Annotated in this window: 17 protein-coding genes; 13 read left to right on the forward strand and 4 right to left on the reverse strand. The window is 68.2% G+C overall.

Annotated features, from left to right (window positions below; genetic code table 11):
- Position 1: 1 nt before the first annotated feature.
- Positions 2–1258 carry a cytochrome P450 gene (locus DB31_RS28270; RefSeq protein WP_044193149.1) on the reverse strand — a complete coding sequence of 419 codons (1257 nt, stop codon included), beginning with the start codon at positions 1256–1258 and terminating at the stop codon, positions 2–4.
- A 72-nt stretch (positions 1259–1330) separates the two neighbouring features.
- On the opposite strand from DB31_RS28270, the gene DB31_RS28275 reads away from it, so the two are divergent.
- Positions 1331–1894, forward strand: coding sequence for a hypothetical protein (locus tag DB31_RS28275; protein ID WP_044193150.1), 564 nt, complete (start codon positions 1331–1333; stop codon positions 1892–1894).
- A gap of 288 nt (positions 1895–2182) precedes the next feature.
- The gene (locus DB31_RS28280) at positions 2183–3283 is read left to right on the forward strand and encodes a cytochrome P450 (protein ID WP_240486929.1); all 1101 of its coding nucleotides are present in this window, start codon (positions 2183–2185) and stop codon (positions 3281–3283) included.
- A 21-nt stretch (positions 3284–3304) separates the two neighbouring features.
- Here the strand turns inward: DB31_RS28280 and DB31_RS28285 are convergent, their stop codons facing one another.
- The gene (locus DB31_RS28285) at positions 3305–3643 is read right to left on the reverse strand and encodes a tetratricopeptide repeat protein (protein ID WP_044193154.1); all 339 of its coding nucleotides are present in this window, start codon (positions 3641–3643) and stop codon (positions 3305–3307) included.
- Here DB31_RS28285 and DB31_RS28290 point away from each other — a divergent pair.
- The 4 genes from DB31_RS28290 to DB31_RS28305 are packed head-to-tail and all read left to right on the forward strand — an operon-like array spanning position 3642 to position 7126.
- Positions 3642–4910: a glutamate-5-semialdehyde dehydrogenase gene (locus DB31_RS28290; RefSeq protein ID WP_044193156.1), complete on the forward strand. Its 1269-nt coding sequence runs from the start codon at positions 3642–3644 to the stop codon at positions 4908–4910. The genes DB31_RS28285 and DB31_RS28290 overlap by 2 nt on opposite strands.
- Before the next feature lie 12 nt (positions 4911–4922).
- On the forward strand, positions 4923–5468 hold the full coding sequence (rsfS, locus tag DB31_RS28295) for a ribosome silencing factor (protein WP_083968768.1): 546 nt from the start codon (positions 4923–4925) through the stop codon (positions 5466–5468).
- A 17-nt stretch (positions 5469–5485) separates the two neighbouring features.
- A complete protein-coding gene (locus tag DB31_RS28300; RefSeq protein ID WP_240486930.1) occupies positions 5486–5929 on the forward strand; it encodes a 23S rRNA (pseudouridine(1915)-N(3))-methyltransferase RlmH in 444 nt (147 codons plus the stop codon).
- A gap of 51 nt (positions 5930–5980) precedes the next feature.
- Positions 5981–7126, forward strand: coding sequence for an RNA ligase RtcB family protein (locus DB31_RS28305; RefSeq protein ID WP_044193158.1), 1146 nt, complete (start codon positions 5981–5983; stop codon positions 7124–7126).
- On the opposite strand, the gene DB31_RS28310 is transcribed toward DB31_RS28305, so the two are convergent.
- Together DB31_RS28310 and DB31_RS28315 are read right to left on the reverse strand one after the other, a co-directional pair.
- Positions 7123–8082, reverse strand: a complete 960-nt coding sequence (locus tag DB31_RS28310; RefSeq protein WP_044193160.1) for a hypothetical protein — start codon at positions 8080–8082, stop codon at positions 7123–7125. The genes DB31_RS28305 and DB31_RS28310 overlap by 4 nt on opposite strands.
- A gap of 29 nt (positions 8083–8111) precedes the next feature.
- A complete protein-coding gene (locus DB31_RS28315) occupies positions 8112–8888 on the reverse strand; it encodes a dienelactone hydrolase family protein (protein WP_044193161.1) in 777 nt (258 codons plus the stop codon).
- 229 nt (positions 8889–9117) lie between these two features.
- Here DB31_RS28315 and DB31_RS28320 point away from each other — a divergent pair, with 229 nt between their 5' ends.
- The 7 genes from DB31_RS28320 (at position 9118) to DB31_RS28350 (ending at position 15389) form a co-directional block, all read left to right on the forward strand.
- Positions 9118–10509 carry a sigma-54-dependent transcriptional regulator gene (locus tag DB31_RS28320; RefSeq protein ID WP_044193162.1) on the forward strand — a complete coding sequence of 464 codons (1392 nt, stop codon included), beginning with the start codon at positions 9118–9120 and terminating at the stop codon, positions 10507–10509.
- A 199-nt stretch (positions 10510–10708) separates the two neighbouring features.
- Positions 10709–11083 (forward strand): response regulator, encoded by a 375-nt coding sequence (locus DB31_RS28325; RefSeq protein WP_044193163.1) that lies wholly within the window; start codon positions 10709–10711, stop codon positions 11081–11083.
- 55 nt (positions 11084–11138) lie between these two features.
- A complete protein-coding gene (locus tag DB31_RS28330; RefSeq protein ID WP_044193165.1) occupies positions 11139–11453 on the forward strand; it encodes an Hpt domain-containing protein in 315 nt (104 codons plus the stop codon).
- A gap of 155 nt (positions 11454–11608) precedes the next feature.
- A complete protein-coding gene (locus DB31_RS28335; RefSeq protein ID WP_044193167.1) occupies positions 11609–12244 on the forward strand; it encodes a DUF4388 domain-containing protein in 636 nt (211 codons plus the stop codon).
- A gap of 28 nt (positions 12245–12272) precedes the next feature.
- Positions 12273–13811: a 2,3-bisphosphoglycerate-independent phosphoglycerate mutase gene (gpmI, locus tag DB31_RS28340; protein ID WP_044193169.1), complete on the forward strand. Its 1539-nt coding sequence runs from the start codon at positions 12273–12275 to the stop codon at positions 13809–13811.
- Positions 13812–13937: 126 nt separating this feature from the next.
- A complete protein-coding gene (locus DB31_RS46050; RefSeq protein WP_044193171.1) occupies positions 13938–14660 on the forward strand; it encodes a ComF family protein in 723 nt (240 codons plus the stop codon).
- Positions 14661–14843: 183 nt separating this feature from the next.
- Entirely contained in the window at positions 14844–15389 is a 546-nt protein-coding gene (locus DB31_RS28350) for a chemotaxis protein CheW (protein ID WP_044193172.1), read from the forward strand.
- The last annotated feature ends 203 nt before the right edge of the window (positions 15390–15592 follow it).

A 15592-nucleotide genomic window follows, 5' to 3' on the forward strand; every position in this document is an offset into this window, starting at 1 on the left:
ATTAGGGCGCCGGAACGTCCCAGGCGACTTCGAGGCTCTCGTGCCTGCGGACCGTGACGCTCCTCAGGAAGCCCGGCTTCTGCCCCGGCACGAGCCGGAGGCCCGGGAGACTCCGGAGCAGGGACTCGAGTGCCAGGCGTGCCTCGAGCCGCGCGAGTGGCGCGCCGATGCAGAAATGGAGCCCTTGGCCGAAGGCGAGGTGCTTCTTGATGTCAGGCCGCCGGACATCGAAGCGGTCTGGCTCGTGAAACCGGGCCTCGTCGCGGTTGGCCGAAGCGTAGACGATCCGGATGTGGGCTCCCTTCGGGATCGGGACGCCGCCGATCTCCACGTCTTCCAGCGCGGTGCGAAACATGGCGTGCACGGGAGAAACCATCCGCACGGCCTCCTCGACTGCGCCCGCGATAAGGCTCGGATCGTCCCGGAGGGCCTGCAGCTGGTCCGGATGGGTGAGCAACAACTCCACCGCGCCCACGATGAGGCCCGCGGTCGTCTCGTGCCCCGCGAAGTGCACCTGCATCAGCAGGCTCACAAGCTCCGCCATGCTCATGGGCGGCGCCATCCCCTGCCCTCCGGTGACGATGTCGGTGAACAGGTCCTCCCGGGGAGCCGTCTTTCGCTCCTCGAGCGCCGAGGCGAGGTAGCGCTGGAAGTCGACCACGCCCCGAGCGCACGCGACCTGGTGCTCGACGGAACCGTGCGCCGCCAGGACGGTGGACAGATCATCGGACCAGCGCCGGAACCGGTGGATGTCCGTGCGCGGGATGCCGAGGATCTCCGCGATGATGCCGGACGACAGCGGATGGGCGAACCGCAGGAACAGATCCGTCCGCCCCTCATTCTTGAACGAGTGGATGAGTTCGTCGATGAGGGAGCGGATGAAAGGCTCGCTCTCCGTGAGGCGCCGCCCGGTGAAGGCCTTGCTGACGAGGCCTCGGAAGCGTGTATGCGCGGGCGGATCGTTGTCGACGAGGCTGGGCACCAGGGGGTAGCCGCCCATCAGCACGGAGAGCACCTCGGGCGGCATCGTCGCGGAGCCCACGGTGATGGACTCGGCGGACGAGAAGCGTGCGGCATCGGCGACCACGGCGCTGATGTCCGCATGGCGCGTCACCACCCACGACCCGAGCGCTGGGCTGAAGAACACCGGCTCCTCGCGCCGTGCGCGCGCCAGGAACGGGTGAGGCTGCTCGAGCTGAGGAGAGGCGAGCGGGTGATACTCGGGCCCAAGTCCTGGGGATGCATGGGTTTTGGACATATCTGCGCTCACCTTACACAGCCCTGCCACCGGAGGAAGTAGCCTGGGCGTCCCTTACGAACCGAGGCTTTCATGCGCCACATCGTGCCCCTCTTCTGCGTTGCTGCTCTTCTTTCCATCATGGGTTGCACGGACAATGACCCGGACACTCGGCCCGATGCCGGTCCCACGGTACCGGATGCGGGACCGGACGGTGGCTCCACCGCCGACGGAGGAGTCGATGCCTCGCGGGAGTACTGTCAGGCCCTCTGCACCCACCGGACGGCTTGTGACCCACAGAACTCGTCCGACTTCTGCAACGCCTCGGCCTGTACGGCCCGCGCGGGCCTGTACCTCGATGCGGCTCGGTCCTCGCTGCGTACTTGTCTGACAGCGAGCTGCAGCGTGAGCGAGGACGACTGCTTCACTCAGGTGGCGGATGCGATGCCCACCCGGGCCGCGGATGAGACCTTCCGTACGCACTGCGCCTCTCGTCAGGCGGCCTGCGCGGGCGATCTCCCAAGCTCGCTGTGCGCCTCCACGAACGGCACGGAGCTCCTGGTCGAGACAGCAGTCCAGAGGAGCGATGCCTGCCTGGCGGGAGCCTGCGCCCAAATCCTGGACTGCGTTATCGAGGCCTGGGGCGGCCCCAAATAGACGGACCTTGGCGACGATTGAGAGCCTGCCCTTCATCTCCCTCGCGCCGCACCTCGCGAAGAGGATCCCTATAGGGACCTTCACATCTACCAGCGTGGCTCGCGCAGGGTCCATGGCACGAGCCGCGCTCACTCCGCGGCGATATAATCTCTGGGCTATGAATCCGAGGCACTCCCTCTCATGAGTGAACGGCCCAACTTGCTGTCCCCAGAAGTCCGGGCCAACCCGTACCCCCTCTACGCGAGGCTGCGGCGCGAGGCCCCTGTCTGCCAAGCGGAGCCGCGGGGGATGTGGCTCCTCACTCGGCAGGAGGACGTGCTCTACGCCCTCAAGCACCCGGAGCTCTTCTCCTCCTCGAAGCTGGCAGGAGCACTCCACGCGCCCTGGCTGGGAGGTCCCCACCCCCTCTCCTCCGCGATGAGCTTCGCGGATCCCCCCAGGCATGGACGGCTGCGAGGGCTCGTACAACAGGCCTTCACGTCCAACGCGGTGTCCCGCCTGGAGCCCTTCATCCGCTCCGTCGCGGAGCCGCTGGTGGCTCAAATGCTGGAGCAGCGCCAAGTGGACTTCATCCAGGCGTTCGCCGTCCCGCTGGCCTCGAGCGTCATCGGCCACCTGATGGGGCTGGACACCTTTCTGTTCCGGCGAGTGAAGCGCTGGGCGGAGGATGTCGTGGCCATCACCTCCATGCCGGCGGGAAACACGGCGCGCCAGCAGCAGGTGCGCAGCTCCATGGAAGAGCTGACTGCGTACCTGGAGGAGGCGCTCGAGGCACGCCGCCATCGGCCCCAGGAGGACATCATGAGCGCGCTGCTCCAGGCGAAGGTGGACGGCGAGGCGCTCACGCCCCCGGAGCTGCTCAGCTTCCTCTTCCTGCTCCTGGCCGCAGGGCTGGAGACCATGGTGCACCTGATGGGCCACGCGATGTGGCTGCTGCGCGAATCCCCCGAGGTGTTCGCCCTGGTGCGCAAGGAGCCCGCGCGAATCCCCCGCTTCCTCGAGGAGATGCTGCGCTACGAGCCTCCCACGCAAGGCGTGCTGCGGGTGACCACCACCGAAGTAGAGCTGTCCGGCGTGCGCATCCCCGAGGGGGCACTGGTGATGCCCCTCATCGCCTCGGCGCTGAGGGACGAGCGCCATGTGCGAGACGGAGACCGGTTCGACATGGACCGGACCGAGACCACCCATCTCGCCTTCGGCCACGGCGTGCACTTCTGTCTGGGGGCCCCGCTGGCGCGGCTGGAGGCGCGGCTGGGGCTCGAAGCCCTGCTGCCGCGCTGCGGCGGGCTGACCGGCCGGCCGGAGCAGACCGTGTGGAGTCCCGCCCTGACCATGCGCGGGCCGGTGGCGCTCCCCCTGGAGGTACTGCCCATCGACCGCCTCACGTGAAGGGAGACGGACGCGCGGCTCCTACCCCAGGTCCGCGACCCGCTCGTCGATCTCCTCCGCCAGACCTGGGTGGTTCTGCGCCAGCGCCTTCTCCTTGGCCTGGGCGAACACCTCGCGCGCCTTGTCTGCCTGCCCCGCCCCCGCGTAGGCATCCCCCAGGGACACCATCGCCGCCGCGTACTGCGGATCCAACCGCACCGCCTCCTCCAGGGTCTTGGCCGCCTCGGCGTACTGCCGCCGCTCCAGGTAGGCCTTGCCGAGAGAAAACTGGGCCATGGGGGAGTCGGGGAACTCGGCCACCATCTGCTTGAACTGCTCCAACCGGGCATCGCTCATGCGCCTCTGATAGAGGAGAGGCATGACGGTTGCCAAGGAAGACGTGCGAACCCTCGCCGAGACCGCCCGAGCCGCCTCCCGGGCCCTCGCCACCATCCCCTCCCGCCAGAAGGACGCGGCCATGCTGCGCATGGCCCTCCACCTGCGCGCCGCCGCTCCCTTCATCCTCGCCGCCAATGCCGAGGACGTGGCCGCCGCCCGCAAGGCCGGAAAGAACGCCGCCTTCATCGACCGGCTCCTGCTCGATGCCCAGCGCCTGGAGTCCATGGCCCGAGCCGTGGAGGCCGTGGCCGACCTGAAGGACCCCGTGGGCGAAGTCACCGAGCAGTGGACGCGCCCCAACGGGCTTCAGATCCGCAAGGTGCGCCTCCCCCTGGGCGTGGTGCTCATGATTTACGAATCCCGCCCCAACGTGACGAGCGACGCCGCCGCCCTGTGTCTCAAGAGCGGCAACGCCGTGCTCCTGCGCGGCGGCAGCGAGTCCGCCCGCTCCAACCAGGCCATCGCCAAGGCCCTGCGCCAGGGGCTCGTGGAGGCGCGTCTCCCGGAGAACGCCATTCAAGTGGTCCCCGCGGGCGAGCGCGAGTCGCTCCTGGAGCTGCTCAAGCTGGAGGGCCTCATCGACCTGTGCATTCCCCGGGGCGGCGAGGGGCTCATCCGCTTCGTCGCGGAGAACGCCCGCATCCCCGTGGTGAAGCACTACAAGGGCGTCTGCCACGTCTACGTCCACGAGGCCGCCGACCTGGACATGGCCACCCGCATCACCGTCAACGCCAAGGCCAGCCGCCCTGGCGTCTGCAATGCCGCTGAATGTCTCCTGGTGGACCGCTCCGTCGCGGAGCGCTTCCTGCCCAAGGTGGGGCGCGTCCTGGTGGACAAGAAGGTGGAGCTGCGCGGCTGCCCGACCACCGTGGCGGTGCTCTCGCGCGCGGGCATCCCCGTGAAGCCCGCCACCGAGGACGACTACGGGCAGGAGTTCCTGGACCTCATCCTGGCCGTACGCGTGGTGAAGGACCTGGACGGGGCGCTGGCACACATTGCCCGGTACGGCAGTGAACACACCGAGGCCATCGTCACCGGGGATGCGGAGGTGGCCTCGCGCTTCACCCGGGAGGTGACAGCCAGCGGGGTGCTGTGGAATGCCTCCACCCGGTTCAACGACGGGGGCGAGCTGGGGCTGGGCGCGGAGATTGGCATCTCCACCAGCCGGCTCCACGCCTTCGGCCCCATGGGTTTACGAGAGTTGACGAGTCAGAAGTACGTCGTCCACGGCAGCGGGCAGGTGCGCTAGGGTGCTCCACACATGGCATTGAAGAAGAAGACGAAGACGAAGACGAAGACAGGCTCTCCCAAGGCGAAGGGCAGCGCGAAGAAGGCTCCGGCGGCCCGCGGCAAGAAGCCCGCAGCCAAGAAGCCCGTAGCACGCAAGCGGTTGGCGCCGCCCAGGCAGCGCAAGAAGTTGCTGCCGCAGCAGCCCGAGGCCGCTGCCAGTCCTCCCGAGAACCCGCGCGCCAAGGCCCTGGCCCACAAGATTGGCCAGCTGCTCGTGGACAAGAAGGCCAAGGACGTGCTGGTGCTCGACGTGCGCGGCATGTCCTCCTACGCGGACTACATCGTCCTGGCCTCGGCCGACAGCGACCGGCAGGTGAGCGCCATGGCGGAGACGGTGCACACCCAGCTCAAGCAGGAGGACAGCCTGTCCCCCGCGGGCACCGAGGGCCGGGAGACCGGGCAGTGGGTGCTCCTGGACTACCACCAGGTGGTGGCGCACCTGTTCCTCGACGACGTGCGCGCCTTCTATGATCTCGAGGGCCTCTGGGCTGACGCGCCTCGGGAGAAGCTCTCCTGAAGGTAAGGCTGCTGTCGATGGGCAAGGATCGCTCCGGGCTGTTCGAGCCGGGCGTGCGTGAGTACGCCTCGCGCCTGGAGCACTACACGCGCTTCGAGCTGGTGGAGCTGCCCGAGGCCAGCGGCAAGAAGCTCAAGCCCGGGGATGCCAAGACCGCCGAGGCCGAGGTCATCCTCGGCCGCCTCAAGCCCCAGGACTGGCTCGTGGCAATGGACGAGCGGGGCAAGCAGCTGGACTCGGTGGAGCTCAGCCGCTACCTGGCCAAGGCGCAAACCGGAGCCAAGGATTTGCTCTTCGTCATCGGCGGTGACGAGGGCCTGGACGAGTCGGTCCGCCAGGCTGCGCACCTCACCCTGTCGCTCTCGCGGATGACGCTGCCGCACCGGCTGGCGCGGCTGGTGCTCATTGAGCAGATCTACCGCGCGTTCACCATCATCAAAGGTGAGCCGTACCACAAGTGACGCGGGGCGTCTGAGCGTCAGTCCGTGTGCGGCGCTCGCGTCCGGCGGCCCATGATGACCTCCCCCACTCCGGCCCCCTCCAGCGCTCGCGTCCGAATCGTTGCCTCGTCGCAATCCTGGGTGGAAGGCGAGGCCGTCCGGCAGCTCGAAGCGGTGGCCAGGCTGCCGGGCATGCGGCTCGCGGTGGGGTTGCCCGATATCCACCCGGGCAAAGGCGCTCCGGTGGGCGCGGCACTCGCCTCCGAGGGCTTCCTCTATCCCTTCCTTGTCGGCAACGACATCGGCTGTGGGATGGGGCTGTGGGATGTAGAGCTTGCAGCGCGCAAGGCAAAGCTGGAGCGGTGGGCGGCGAAGCTGAACCTGGATGGACCCTGGGAGGGCAACGCGGAGGCCTTCCTCGCGGACCAGGGAGTAGAGCCCGCGGGCTTCGAGCTGGCGCTCGGCACGGTCGGCGGGGGCAACCACTTCGCGGAGCTCCAACGGGTGGACTCGGTGCATGACGCGGAGGTCTTCGCCTCGCTGGGGCTGAGAGAGGACCGGGTGCTGATGCTCATCCACTCCGGCTCACGAGGACTGGGCGAGGCCACGCTGCGGACCCACGTGGACAAGCATGGCGCGGGCGGGCTGCCGGAGGACTCGGACGACGCGCGGCGGTACTTGAAGCGGCATGACCATGCGGTGGCCTGGGGCCGGGCGAACCGCGCGCTGATTGCCCAGCGCATGATGGACGGCATCGGCTCCACGGGGCGGCGGGTGCTGGACGTGTGCCACAACAGCGTCATCTCGCGTGAGGTGGACGGCTGCACGTGCTGGCTGCACCGCAAGGGCGCGGCGCCCTCGGACCAGGGCCCCGTTGTGATTCCCGGCAGCCGCGGCGCTTTGAGTTACCTGGTCCTCCCCGTGGGCGAGGGCTCCGCGAGCGCGCACAGTCTGGCGCACGGCGCCGGCCGCAAGTGGAACCGCACCCACGCGCGTGAGCGGATGCGCGAGCGCTTCACCGCCGAGTCCCTGACCCGCACCTCCTTCAAGAGCCACGTCATCTGCGAGGACCGCGACCTGCTCTTCGAGGAGGCCCCGCCCGCGTACAAGCCCATTGACCGCGTGGTGACGGACCTGGTGGAGGCGGGGCTCGTGCGCGTGGTGGCCACCCTGGCCCCCGTGCTCACCTACAAGACGCGCGGCGGCGCCCGGGACTAACGCGCCCCGGGCGTGAACCGGTCCACATACTGGCGCTGGTTGTCGATCTCCTTCTTCTCTCCGCCCTCCTCCTGCAACACCACGTGGGACTTCGTCGTCGAGCGCTGCAGGTGCGGCACCAGCGTCTCCGGCTCGACGATGAACTCCACGGTGTTGTCCACCTGCAGCGCCGCCACGGTCATCTCCGGAATGGCCGCGTCCGGTAGCCCCATGTTGGCCTTCATGGTGGCCTTCAGCTGGCGCACCAACTCCGTGCCAGAGCGCTCGAGCCCCTCGGGATCCACTGAGGACTCCAGCACCAGCCGCACGCAGCGCTTCTCCGCCGCGCCCTCGGTGCAGGGGACGCGCTCCTTCAGCGTCACCTTCTCACGCGTGGCCGCCAGACTCCCGAAGAGGGGCACCAGGGTCTGGCTCTTGCGCTCCACGAACTCGCCCGGCTTCAAGGCGAGCCCGATCCACTTCCCCACCAGCATCTCCCACTGCGTCTGGGCGGCCCGATCCATCGCATCCCGCACCAGTCCGATGATCTGCTCCTGCTGCTCCTTTGGAATGCCCTGGCTCTCGGCCTCCTGGAGCATCTCCTGCACGGTCTTGTCGATGCCTTCGATGCGCCGCAGCTCTCCCTTCGGTCCGAGGATGAGCGTCGGCAGCTGAGGCGGAGCGCCCTCGGCAGGCGGCGCTCCTTCTCCTGGCTGTGGCTTCGGCTCGAAGCTCAGCTTCCGCTCCTCGCCCTGCCCCTCCAGGCGCAGCGTGTATTCGAGCGACGACTGCTCCGGTGCCTCCCCGCTGTCCGTCACCGTACTGGCGGAGGAGACCTGGACCGCGAGCCCTTCCGGCCAGGCGAAGCGCAGGGCGCCGTCACCGGCGGTGGACCCTCCCGCGCCGGAGGAGGTCGCGCAGTGGGTGAACAACCCGGCCAGGGCCAGGCAGGAGACAGCACGGAAGAAGCGGGACATGGAGACTCCAGGGAGCAGGCGTTGCGGACTCAGCCGCCGAAGGCCTCGGCGAAGAAGTCGTTCATCGCCTGGTAGGCGCGCTTGGCCACCTTCGGATTGTACTGGGCCTGGCCCGCGACGTTGGCGTCCACGTCGGTGAAGCTGTGCACCGCGTTGCCGTACGACACGAGCTGCCAGTCCGCCTTCGCCTTGCGCATCTCCTCCTGGAAGCCCGTCACCTCGGCGGCCGGCACGTACGGGTCATCCGCCCCGTGCAGCGCGAGCACCTTCGCCGTGAGGCCCTTGCCCTCCGCCGCCAGGGGTGCGTCCAGGCCCCCGTGGAAGGACACCACCCCCGCCACGTCCGCGCCGCTGCGCGCCAGCTCCAGCACGCTCGTGCCGCCGAAGCAGAAGCCGATGGCCCCCAGCTTCTTCGCGTCCAGCCCCACCGCCTTGCCCTCCGAGCGCAGCTGCTCCAGCGCCTTGTTCACCCGCGCGCGCATCAGGTGGCGATCGCCCTTCACCGCACCCGCGGCCTTGCCCGCCTCGTCCGTGTTCTTGGGGCGCAAAGTCTCGCCGTACATGTCCGCCACGAAGAGGATGTAGCTCTTCCCGGCGATCTCCGCCGCCTGCTTCAGGTTCGGTGCATTGATTCCCAACCAGTTGGGGACCAGCACCAGGCCCGGGCGCGGAGTCTTCACCGAATCGTCGTAGATCAACACGCCTTCGAGCTTCGTCCCGCTCAGCTCGTACTTGACCGGCTTCTGCACGGGCTTCGCCGCCGCCGTCAGCGCCACCAGCCCTACCAACAGTCCCAGGACTCGCATTGCCTCACGCTCCTTGTCCCTCCCTCTGCGCATGGCCGAAGGACCCTGCACGGGAGGGCAGAGCGCGCCTTACGCTCCCTGGGACGGAGTGTCTAGCGACGTTCCCCTTCCCTGGCCGCTCCCCTGCCCATTGAGCCCACTCCCTCACTTTCATCCATTGGAGAATACCTAGCGAAAGACGCCGCCCCCCTCTTGCAGCACAATGCGCGAAAGGAGAGAGGGTGCCCTGATGCAAGGCCGTGTGCTCATCGTGGATGACGACGAAAGCTTGTGCCGACTGCTGGCGCTGAAGCTCAAGGCCATGAGCTTCCAAGCCCTGTTCCGCACGTCGGGCGCGGCGGCCCTGGAGGCCCTCCAGGCCGAGGACGCGGACGTGGTCCTCACGGACCTGAACATGACGGGCATGAGCGGGCTGGAGCTGTGCCAGCGCGTAGCCGCTACGCGGCCGGATCTCCCGGTGGTGGTTCTGACGGCGCACGGCACGTTCGACTCGGTGGTGGGCGCGCTGCGTGCGGGCGCCTATGACTTCGCCATCAAGCCCCCGGACATGGAGACGCTGGGGATGACGCTGTCGCGCGCGGTGGAGCGCCACCGGCTGCGGCAAGAGGTCAACCGGCTGCGCCGGGCGGTGGCCGAGGGTGGCCGGTTCGCGGACCTGCTGGGCAGCAGCCCCGCCATGCAGCGGCTGTTCGACCTCCTGGACCGGGTGGCCGAGTCCGAGTCCTCGGTGCTCATCATCGGCGAGAGCGGCACGGGCAAGGAGGTGGTGGCGCGCGCCCTGTGGAGCCGGGGCAAGCGCAAGGATGGGCCCTTCGTGGCGGTGAACTGCGCGGCGGTGCCCGAGCAGCTGCTGGAGAGCGAGCTGTTCGGCCACGCCAAGGGCGCCTTCACGGATGCGCGCTCGGCGCGCGCGGGCCTCTTCCAGCAGGCCGACGGCGGCACCCTGTTCCTGGACGAGATTGGCGACATGCCCATCCACCTCCAGGTGAAGGTGCTCCGGGCGCTGCAGGAGCGGAAGGTTCGGCCGGTGGGCGCGGACGCGGAGGTACCGGTGGACCTGCGCCTCATCGCCGCCACCAACAAGGATTTGGAGACGGCCATTGCCGAGGGCAAGTTCCGGCAGGACCTCTACTTCCGCCTGAACGTCATCCAAGTGGACCTGCCACCGCTGAGGGCGCGCGGCGGAGACGTGCTGGTGCTGGCGCAGCACTTCCTCCAGATTTTCGCCGCCCGGGCCAACAAGGGCGTTACCGGCCTGTCCCCCGAGGTGGCCAAGGCGCTCACGGCGTACTCCTGGCCGGGCAACGTGCGCGAGCTGCAGAACTGCATCGAGCGTGCGGTGGCGCTCACGCGCGGCGACCAGCTGGTGCCGGATGACCTGCCCGAGCGCATCCGCGCCTTCAAGTCCTCGCACGTCGTCGTCGCCGGAGATGACCCCAGCGAGCTCATCCCCATGGAGGAGGTGGAGCGCCGCTACATCTCCCGCGTCATGCAGTCCGTGGGAGGCAACAAGACGCTGGCGGCCCGAGTGCTCGGCTTCGACCGCACCACGCTCTACCGCAAGCTGGAGCGCTACGGCCTGGTCTCCTCCGAGACGCCTCCCAGCCGCCCCAACAGCTGATGTGGCAAAACACCACGCCCCTCCCGCAGCTTCGAATCCCTTGTCGCAAAATGGCACACCCGCTCACCCCACAGCGGCACGGCTCTCTCGCCAGGATTCGAGGGGTTGACGGAGCCGTCACCCGCGGCACCTGAATTGCACTCGCGTGAGAGGGGGACCCTGCCGCGTCCTCTGAGAACACGACGAAAGGTAAGGGGTGATGATCCGCAAGGTCCTGCTCGTGGATGACGAGGTCGATATCCGCACCATCGGCTTCCTGAGCCTGAGCCGTGTGGGAGGGTGGCAGACGGTGTTGGCCTCGTCAGGAATGGAGGCCGTCACCAAGGCCGCCGCCGAGCTGCCGGATCTCATCCTGCTGGATGTGCAGATGCCGGACTTGGACGGGCTCACCACGTTCGGCCGACTGAGGGCTCAGGCCGTCACAGCGGCCCTGCCCATCATCTTCATGACGGCGAAGCTCCAGGCGCAGGATGTGGCGCGCTACCTGGAGCTGGGGGCCCTGGGCGTCATTGGCAAGCCGTTCGATCCACTGACGCTGCCCAAAGAAATCAAGCGGCTGATGCCCTCTTCTTGAAGAGCCGGAGGCCCCGGAGTTCCCTAGCGCTGACGGACAACGGCATCATGGGCTCATGGACGAGGAAACCGCCGCCGCCATTGCCGCGCTGAACGCCGAGTACGGCGCCCGCCTCCCAGAGAAGTACCGTGAGTTGGCGAACGCGACCGCTCGGGCGCAGCAGGGCTCCCCCCAGGCGCTGGAGGAGGCCCTCAAGCTCGCGCACACGCTGCATGGCACCGCAGGCGCCTATGGGTTCGCGCAGGTGAGCAGTGCGGCGGCACGTTTGGAGGCGGCGCTCCGGCAGTTCCGCACGGGCGCTGGCAACTGGGACGGCGTGCAGACAGCGCTCCAGGAGCTCAGCCACATCCGGAACGGAAATAAGCGCTGAGGCAAAACTCATAGCCATCGTAAGACCCCAGAATGTACAGGGCGGGTTTGGAGGGCTACAGGCTTTCCAGGCCCGCCCTTCGTTTTCAGTCCTTGAGATTCCGGGTATTTGCTGGCGTTCCAGGCATGGCATCTTGGTTGCTTCAAGGAGTGAGCATGAAGACCGTGCTCCTCCTCAGCACCGACTCCAGCACCCGTGACACGGTGACCTGCGCTTTCGCGCCGCACTCGGACCTCCGCCTGGTGCTGGCCTCCAGCTTCCATGGCGCGCTGTGGACCATGTGCGAGGAAGAGGTGGACCTCGTCATCACCGATCTGGGGATGCCCGAGCGTCAGGGGCTCGACTTGCTGGCCTACATGGCCAACTACCGCTCCAAGGTGCCGGTGCTGACGATGAGTGCCGCGAAGCCGTCCCGGGGCATGCAGGGCCAGCTCTGCTGGAGAGGCCACCTGAGCACGTCCCTGCGGCCCAACGTGCTCCTCTCCTACGTGCGCGAGGGCCTGCGGAGCGTGGAGCGCGGGGACTACCGCCCCGTGGGGCTGCATGACTTGCTGCGCGTCCTCTCGTACGAGCAGGACACGTGCACGCTGCAGGTGAAGGCGGGGCTGAAGGCGGGCCACCTGCAGCTCGTCCGGGGGAAGATCGTCCACGCGGTCTGCGGCGAGACGGAGGCCGAGTCGGCCGCTCGCGAGCTGCTGAGCTGGCAGACCCCGTGGCTGCGCATGGAGCCCATGCCCACCCGTCTGAACGAGACCCTGGTGGACCAGCACCTGTCAGAGCAAGTGGCCTGAAAGCGCTGCCGGAGTTAGGTTCCGGCGCATGAAACCAGCGCACAAGGTCCTTCTCTGCATCCTGGATGGCTGGGGCATCCGCAAGGAGCGCACGGACAACGCGATCCTCCTGGCCGGAACCCCGAACCTCGACCGCATCTCGAACGGATTCCCTTTCACCGAGCTGCAGACCTCGGGTCTGGCCGTGGGCCTGCCTGAAGGGCAGATGGGCAACTCGGAGGTCGGCCACACCAACATCGGCGCCGGCCGCATCGTCTACCAGGATCTGGTGCGCATCAACCGCGCCGCCGAGTCCGGTGAGCTGGGCAGCAACCCCGTCATCCGCGCCGCCATGGACAAGGCCAAGGCCGACGGCAAGGCCTTCCACCTGCTCGGATTGGTGTCTCCCGGTGGCGTGCACTCCTCCATGGAGCACCTCTACGCGCTGCTGAAGGCCGCGCGGGATCGCGGGCTGCCGCAGGTCTACATCCACGCGTTCCTCGATGGGCGCGACACGCCGCCGCAGAGCGGCCTGGGCTATGTGGAGGAGCTGGAGCGCTTCCTCAAGGAGACCCACGCCGCGCGCATCGCCACCGTGGGAGGGCGCTACTACGGCATGGACCGCGACAAGCGGTGGGATCGCGTGAAGCTCGCGTATGACAGCATCGTATTCGGCCAGGGCGAGAAGGCCCCGGACGCGCTGGCGGCCATCCGCGCCTCGTACGCGGAGAAGGTGACCGACGAGTTCGTGAAGCCCACCGTTATTACCCAGGGCGACGGCACCCCCGTGGGCCGCATCCGCGATGGCGATGTGGTGATGTTCTTCAACTTCCGCGCGGACCGCGCCCGCGAGATGACGCGCGCGCTGGCGGACCCGACGTTCAAGGAGTTCGAGCGGGGCGGGCTCGTGCTGGGGCGCTACATCTGCATGACCCAGTACGACGAGACCTTCAACCTGCCGGTGGCCTACGGGCCCGAGCAGCCGCAGGAGATCTTCCCCGAGCTGCTGGCGCACCAGGGCCTCAAGCAGTTCCGCACGGCGGAGACCGAGAAGTACGCCCACGTGACGTTCTTCTTCAACGGCGGCCGCGAGGTGGTCTACCCCGGCGAGGAACGGCACCTGGTGCAGTCGCCGCGCGACGTGAAGACGTATGACCTGAAGCCGGAGATGGCCGCGCACGAGGTGACGGCCGAGCTCGTCAAGCGCATCGACTCGGGCAAATACGACTTCGCGCTGGTGAACTTCGCCAACCCGGACATGGTGGGCCACAGCGGCAAGCTGGACGCGGCCATGAAGGCGGTGAAGGCGGTGGACGAGTGCCTTGGACAGCTGGGTGCCGCGTGCCAGCGCAACAACTGGGCCCTCGTCATCTCCGCGGACCACGGCAACTGCGAGCTGATGACGGATCCCACGACGGGCGAGCCGCACACCGCGCACACGCTCAACCCGGTGCCCTTCTATCTGATTCACCCGGACTTCCGCGGCCAGAAGCTGCGCCCCGGCGTGCTGGCGGACATCGCTCCCACCCTCTGCAAGGTGATGGGTCTGCCCCAGCCCAAGGAGATGAACCGCCAGGGCCTCCTCTGAGGCTCCCGCTGTGAGTTCGCGGAGGGACCGTCCACGGTGACGGACGGTCCGTCCACGCGGTGAGATGGGGCGCCTGCCTCCGCCCCTCGGAGAGGTGCTGGCCCGGGACGTGCATTGCCCCCGGGCATGCATCTCCCAAAGTCATCGGTCCTGCCTGGGCTGCTGGAGCTGCTCTACCCGCCCGCGTGTCTGGCGTGCGCGAAGGTCATCTCCGCGCGCGCCTTCTTCTGCGAGACGTGTGACACCGCCCTGGAGCGCGTCCCGCCCGCCTGCTGCCGCGCCTGCGCCGAGCCTGGCACCTTTCCCTCGGGGCAGTGCCCGCGGTGCCGTGTTTCTCCGCCTCCCTTCGCACGCGCCTGGGCGCCCTTCGCTCATGAAGGGCCCGTGGCCCGCGCCATCCACCGCTTCAAGTACGAGGACCACCCCGAGCTCGCTCATCCCCTGGGGGAACTTCTCGCGCACGAGGCCAGCGCTTTTCTCCGCCGAGCGCCTCCGGTGCTCGTGGCGCTACCGCTCCACGCGCGCCGCTTCCGGGAGCGTCAATACGATCAGACCCAGTTGCTGGCCGGTGCGCTCGCGAGCGCCACGGGCCGCCGTGCCCCCGTGGGTCTGCTCTCACGGACGCGAGAGACTCAGCGCCAGGTCGGCCTCTCCGAGGCAGAGCGAGCCCAGAATGTCGCCGAAGCGTTCACCGCCACGCCCTCCGTGAAGGGCCAATCCTTGCTCTTGATCGATGACGTCTTCACCACCGGGGCCACCGCCCGCGCCGCCGTCCAGGCACTGCGGGAGGCGGGGGCCGCTCATGTCGAGGTGCTCGCCGTGGCACGCGCCTACAGCCTCACCTCATAACTGATTCCTCCCTACCTGGCCCTACTTGAGCTAGTCTGCGTTTCCCGGCGGGCCGAGGCTTGGCTGATCTGAGGCTCTCGCTTGTTTCCTCAGATTTTAGATCATATATATTTTCACAACTTAGCTGTTTGTACCGCCGGTCAGCACTCTCCCCCTCTGTCTGATCGTGATCGAGGTGACCTTATGACGCTGGCGCTGGTGCCAGGGCAGGCTGAGCGGTACTCCACCTTCATGCTGGGTGGGGAGCACTACGCCATTCCCGCAGAGTGTGTCCGCGAGGTGCTCACCGACGTCGCCGTCACCCACGTCCCCGCTGCGCCCCGCTTCATGCGCGGGGCCATTCCCGTGGGCGGCAAGCCGGTGCCGGTGGTGGATCTCGGCTCTCGGCTCGGACAGGCGTTCCGCTCCACCGCCGCGCGCACCGTGGTCCTCGTGGTGACGGTGCAGCACGATGGCCAGACGGCGCTGCTGGGGCTGACGGCGGACACGCTGGGCGCCCAGGTCCACCTCAGCTCGAGGGACGTGGTGGCCGCTCCCTCCTTCGGCGCCACCAGCAACATGGACTCCTTCATCGCTGGCATGGGCCGCCATGGCAACGGGCTCGTCCTGCTGCTGGACGTGGACCGCATCCTGTCTGCCTCCGAGATGCTCGCGGCGGATGAGTTCGCCGCCTGCGCCGAGCTGACCCCGGGCCAGCCGCCGAACCCCTCGCACCTCCGCTCGCTCTAGCCTGCCCCCTCGCCTGCCGGAGAGGCAGGCGCGCCCCCCGTCCTCACGCCCCGGCTGACGCTCCTCCTTCCTTATAGAGGTGTCTCCGGGGCGACGTGTTTTTCACGCCCAGTGGCGTTTTCGGTTGCCTGGATGCTGCCCGAGGCCGCATGCAGGGGAAGGTGCTTCCCCCGGCGCCTGTTCACGGGGTCGCCCCTTTCTGG

This window comes from Hyalangium minutum (genome assembly GCF_000737315.1).
GTDB lineage: Bacteria > Myxococcota > Myxococcia > Myxococcales > Myxococcaceae > Hyalangium > Hyalangium minutum.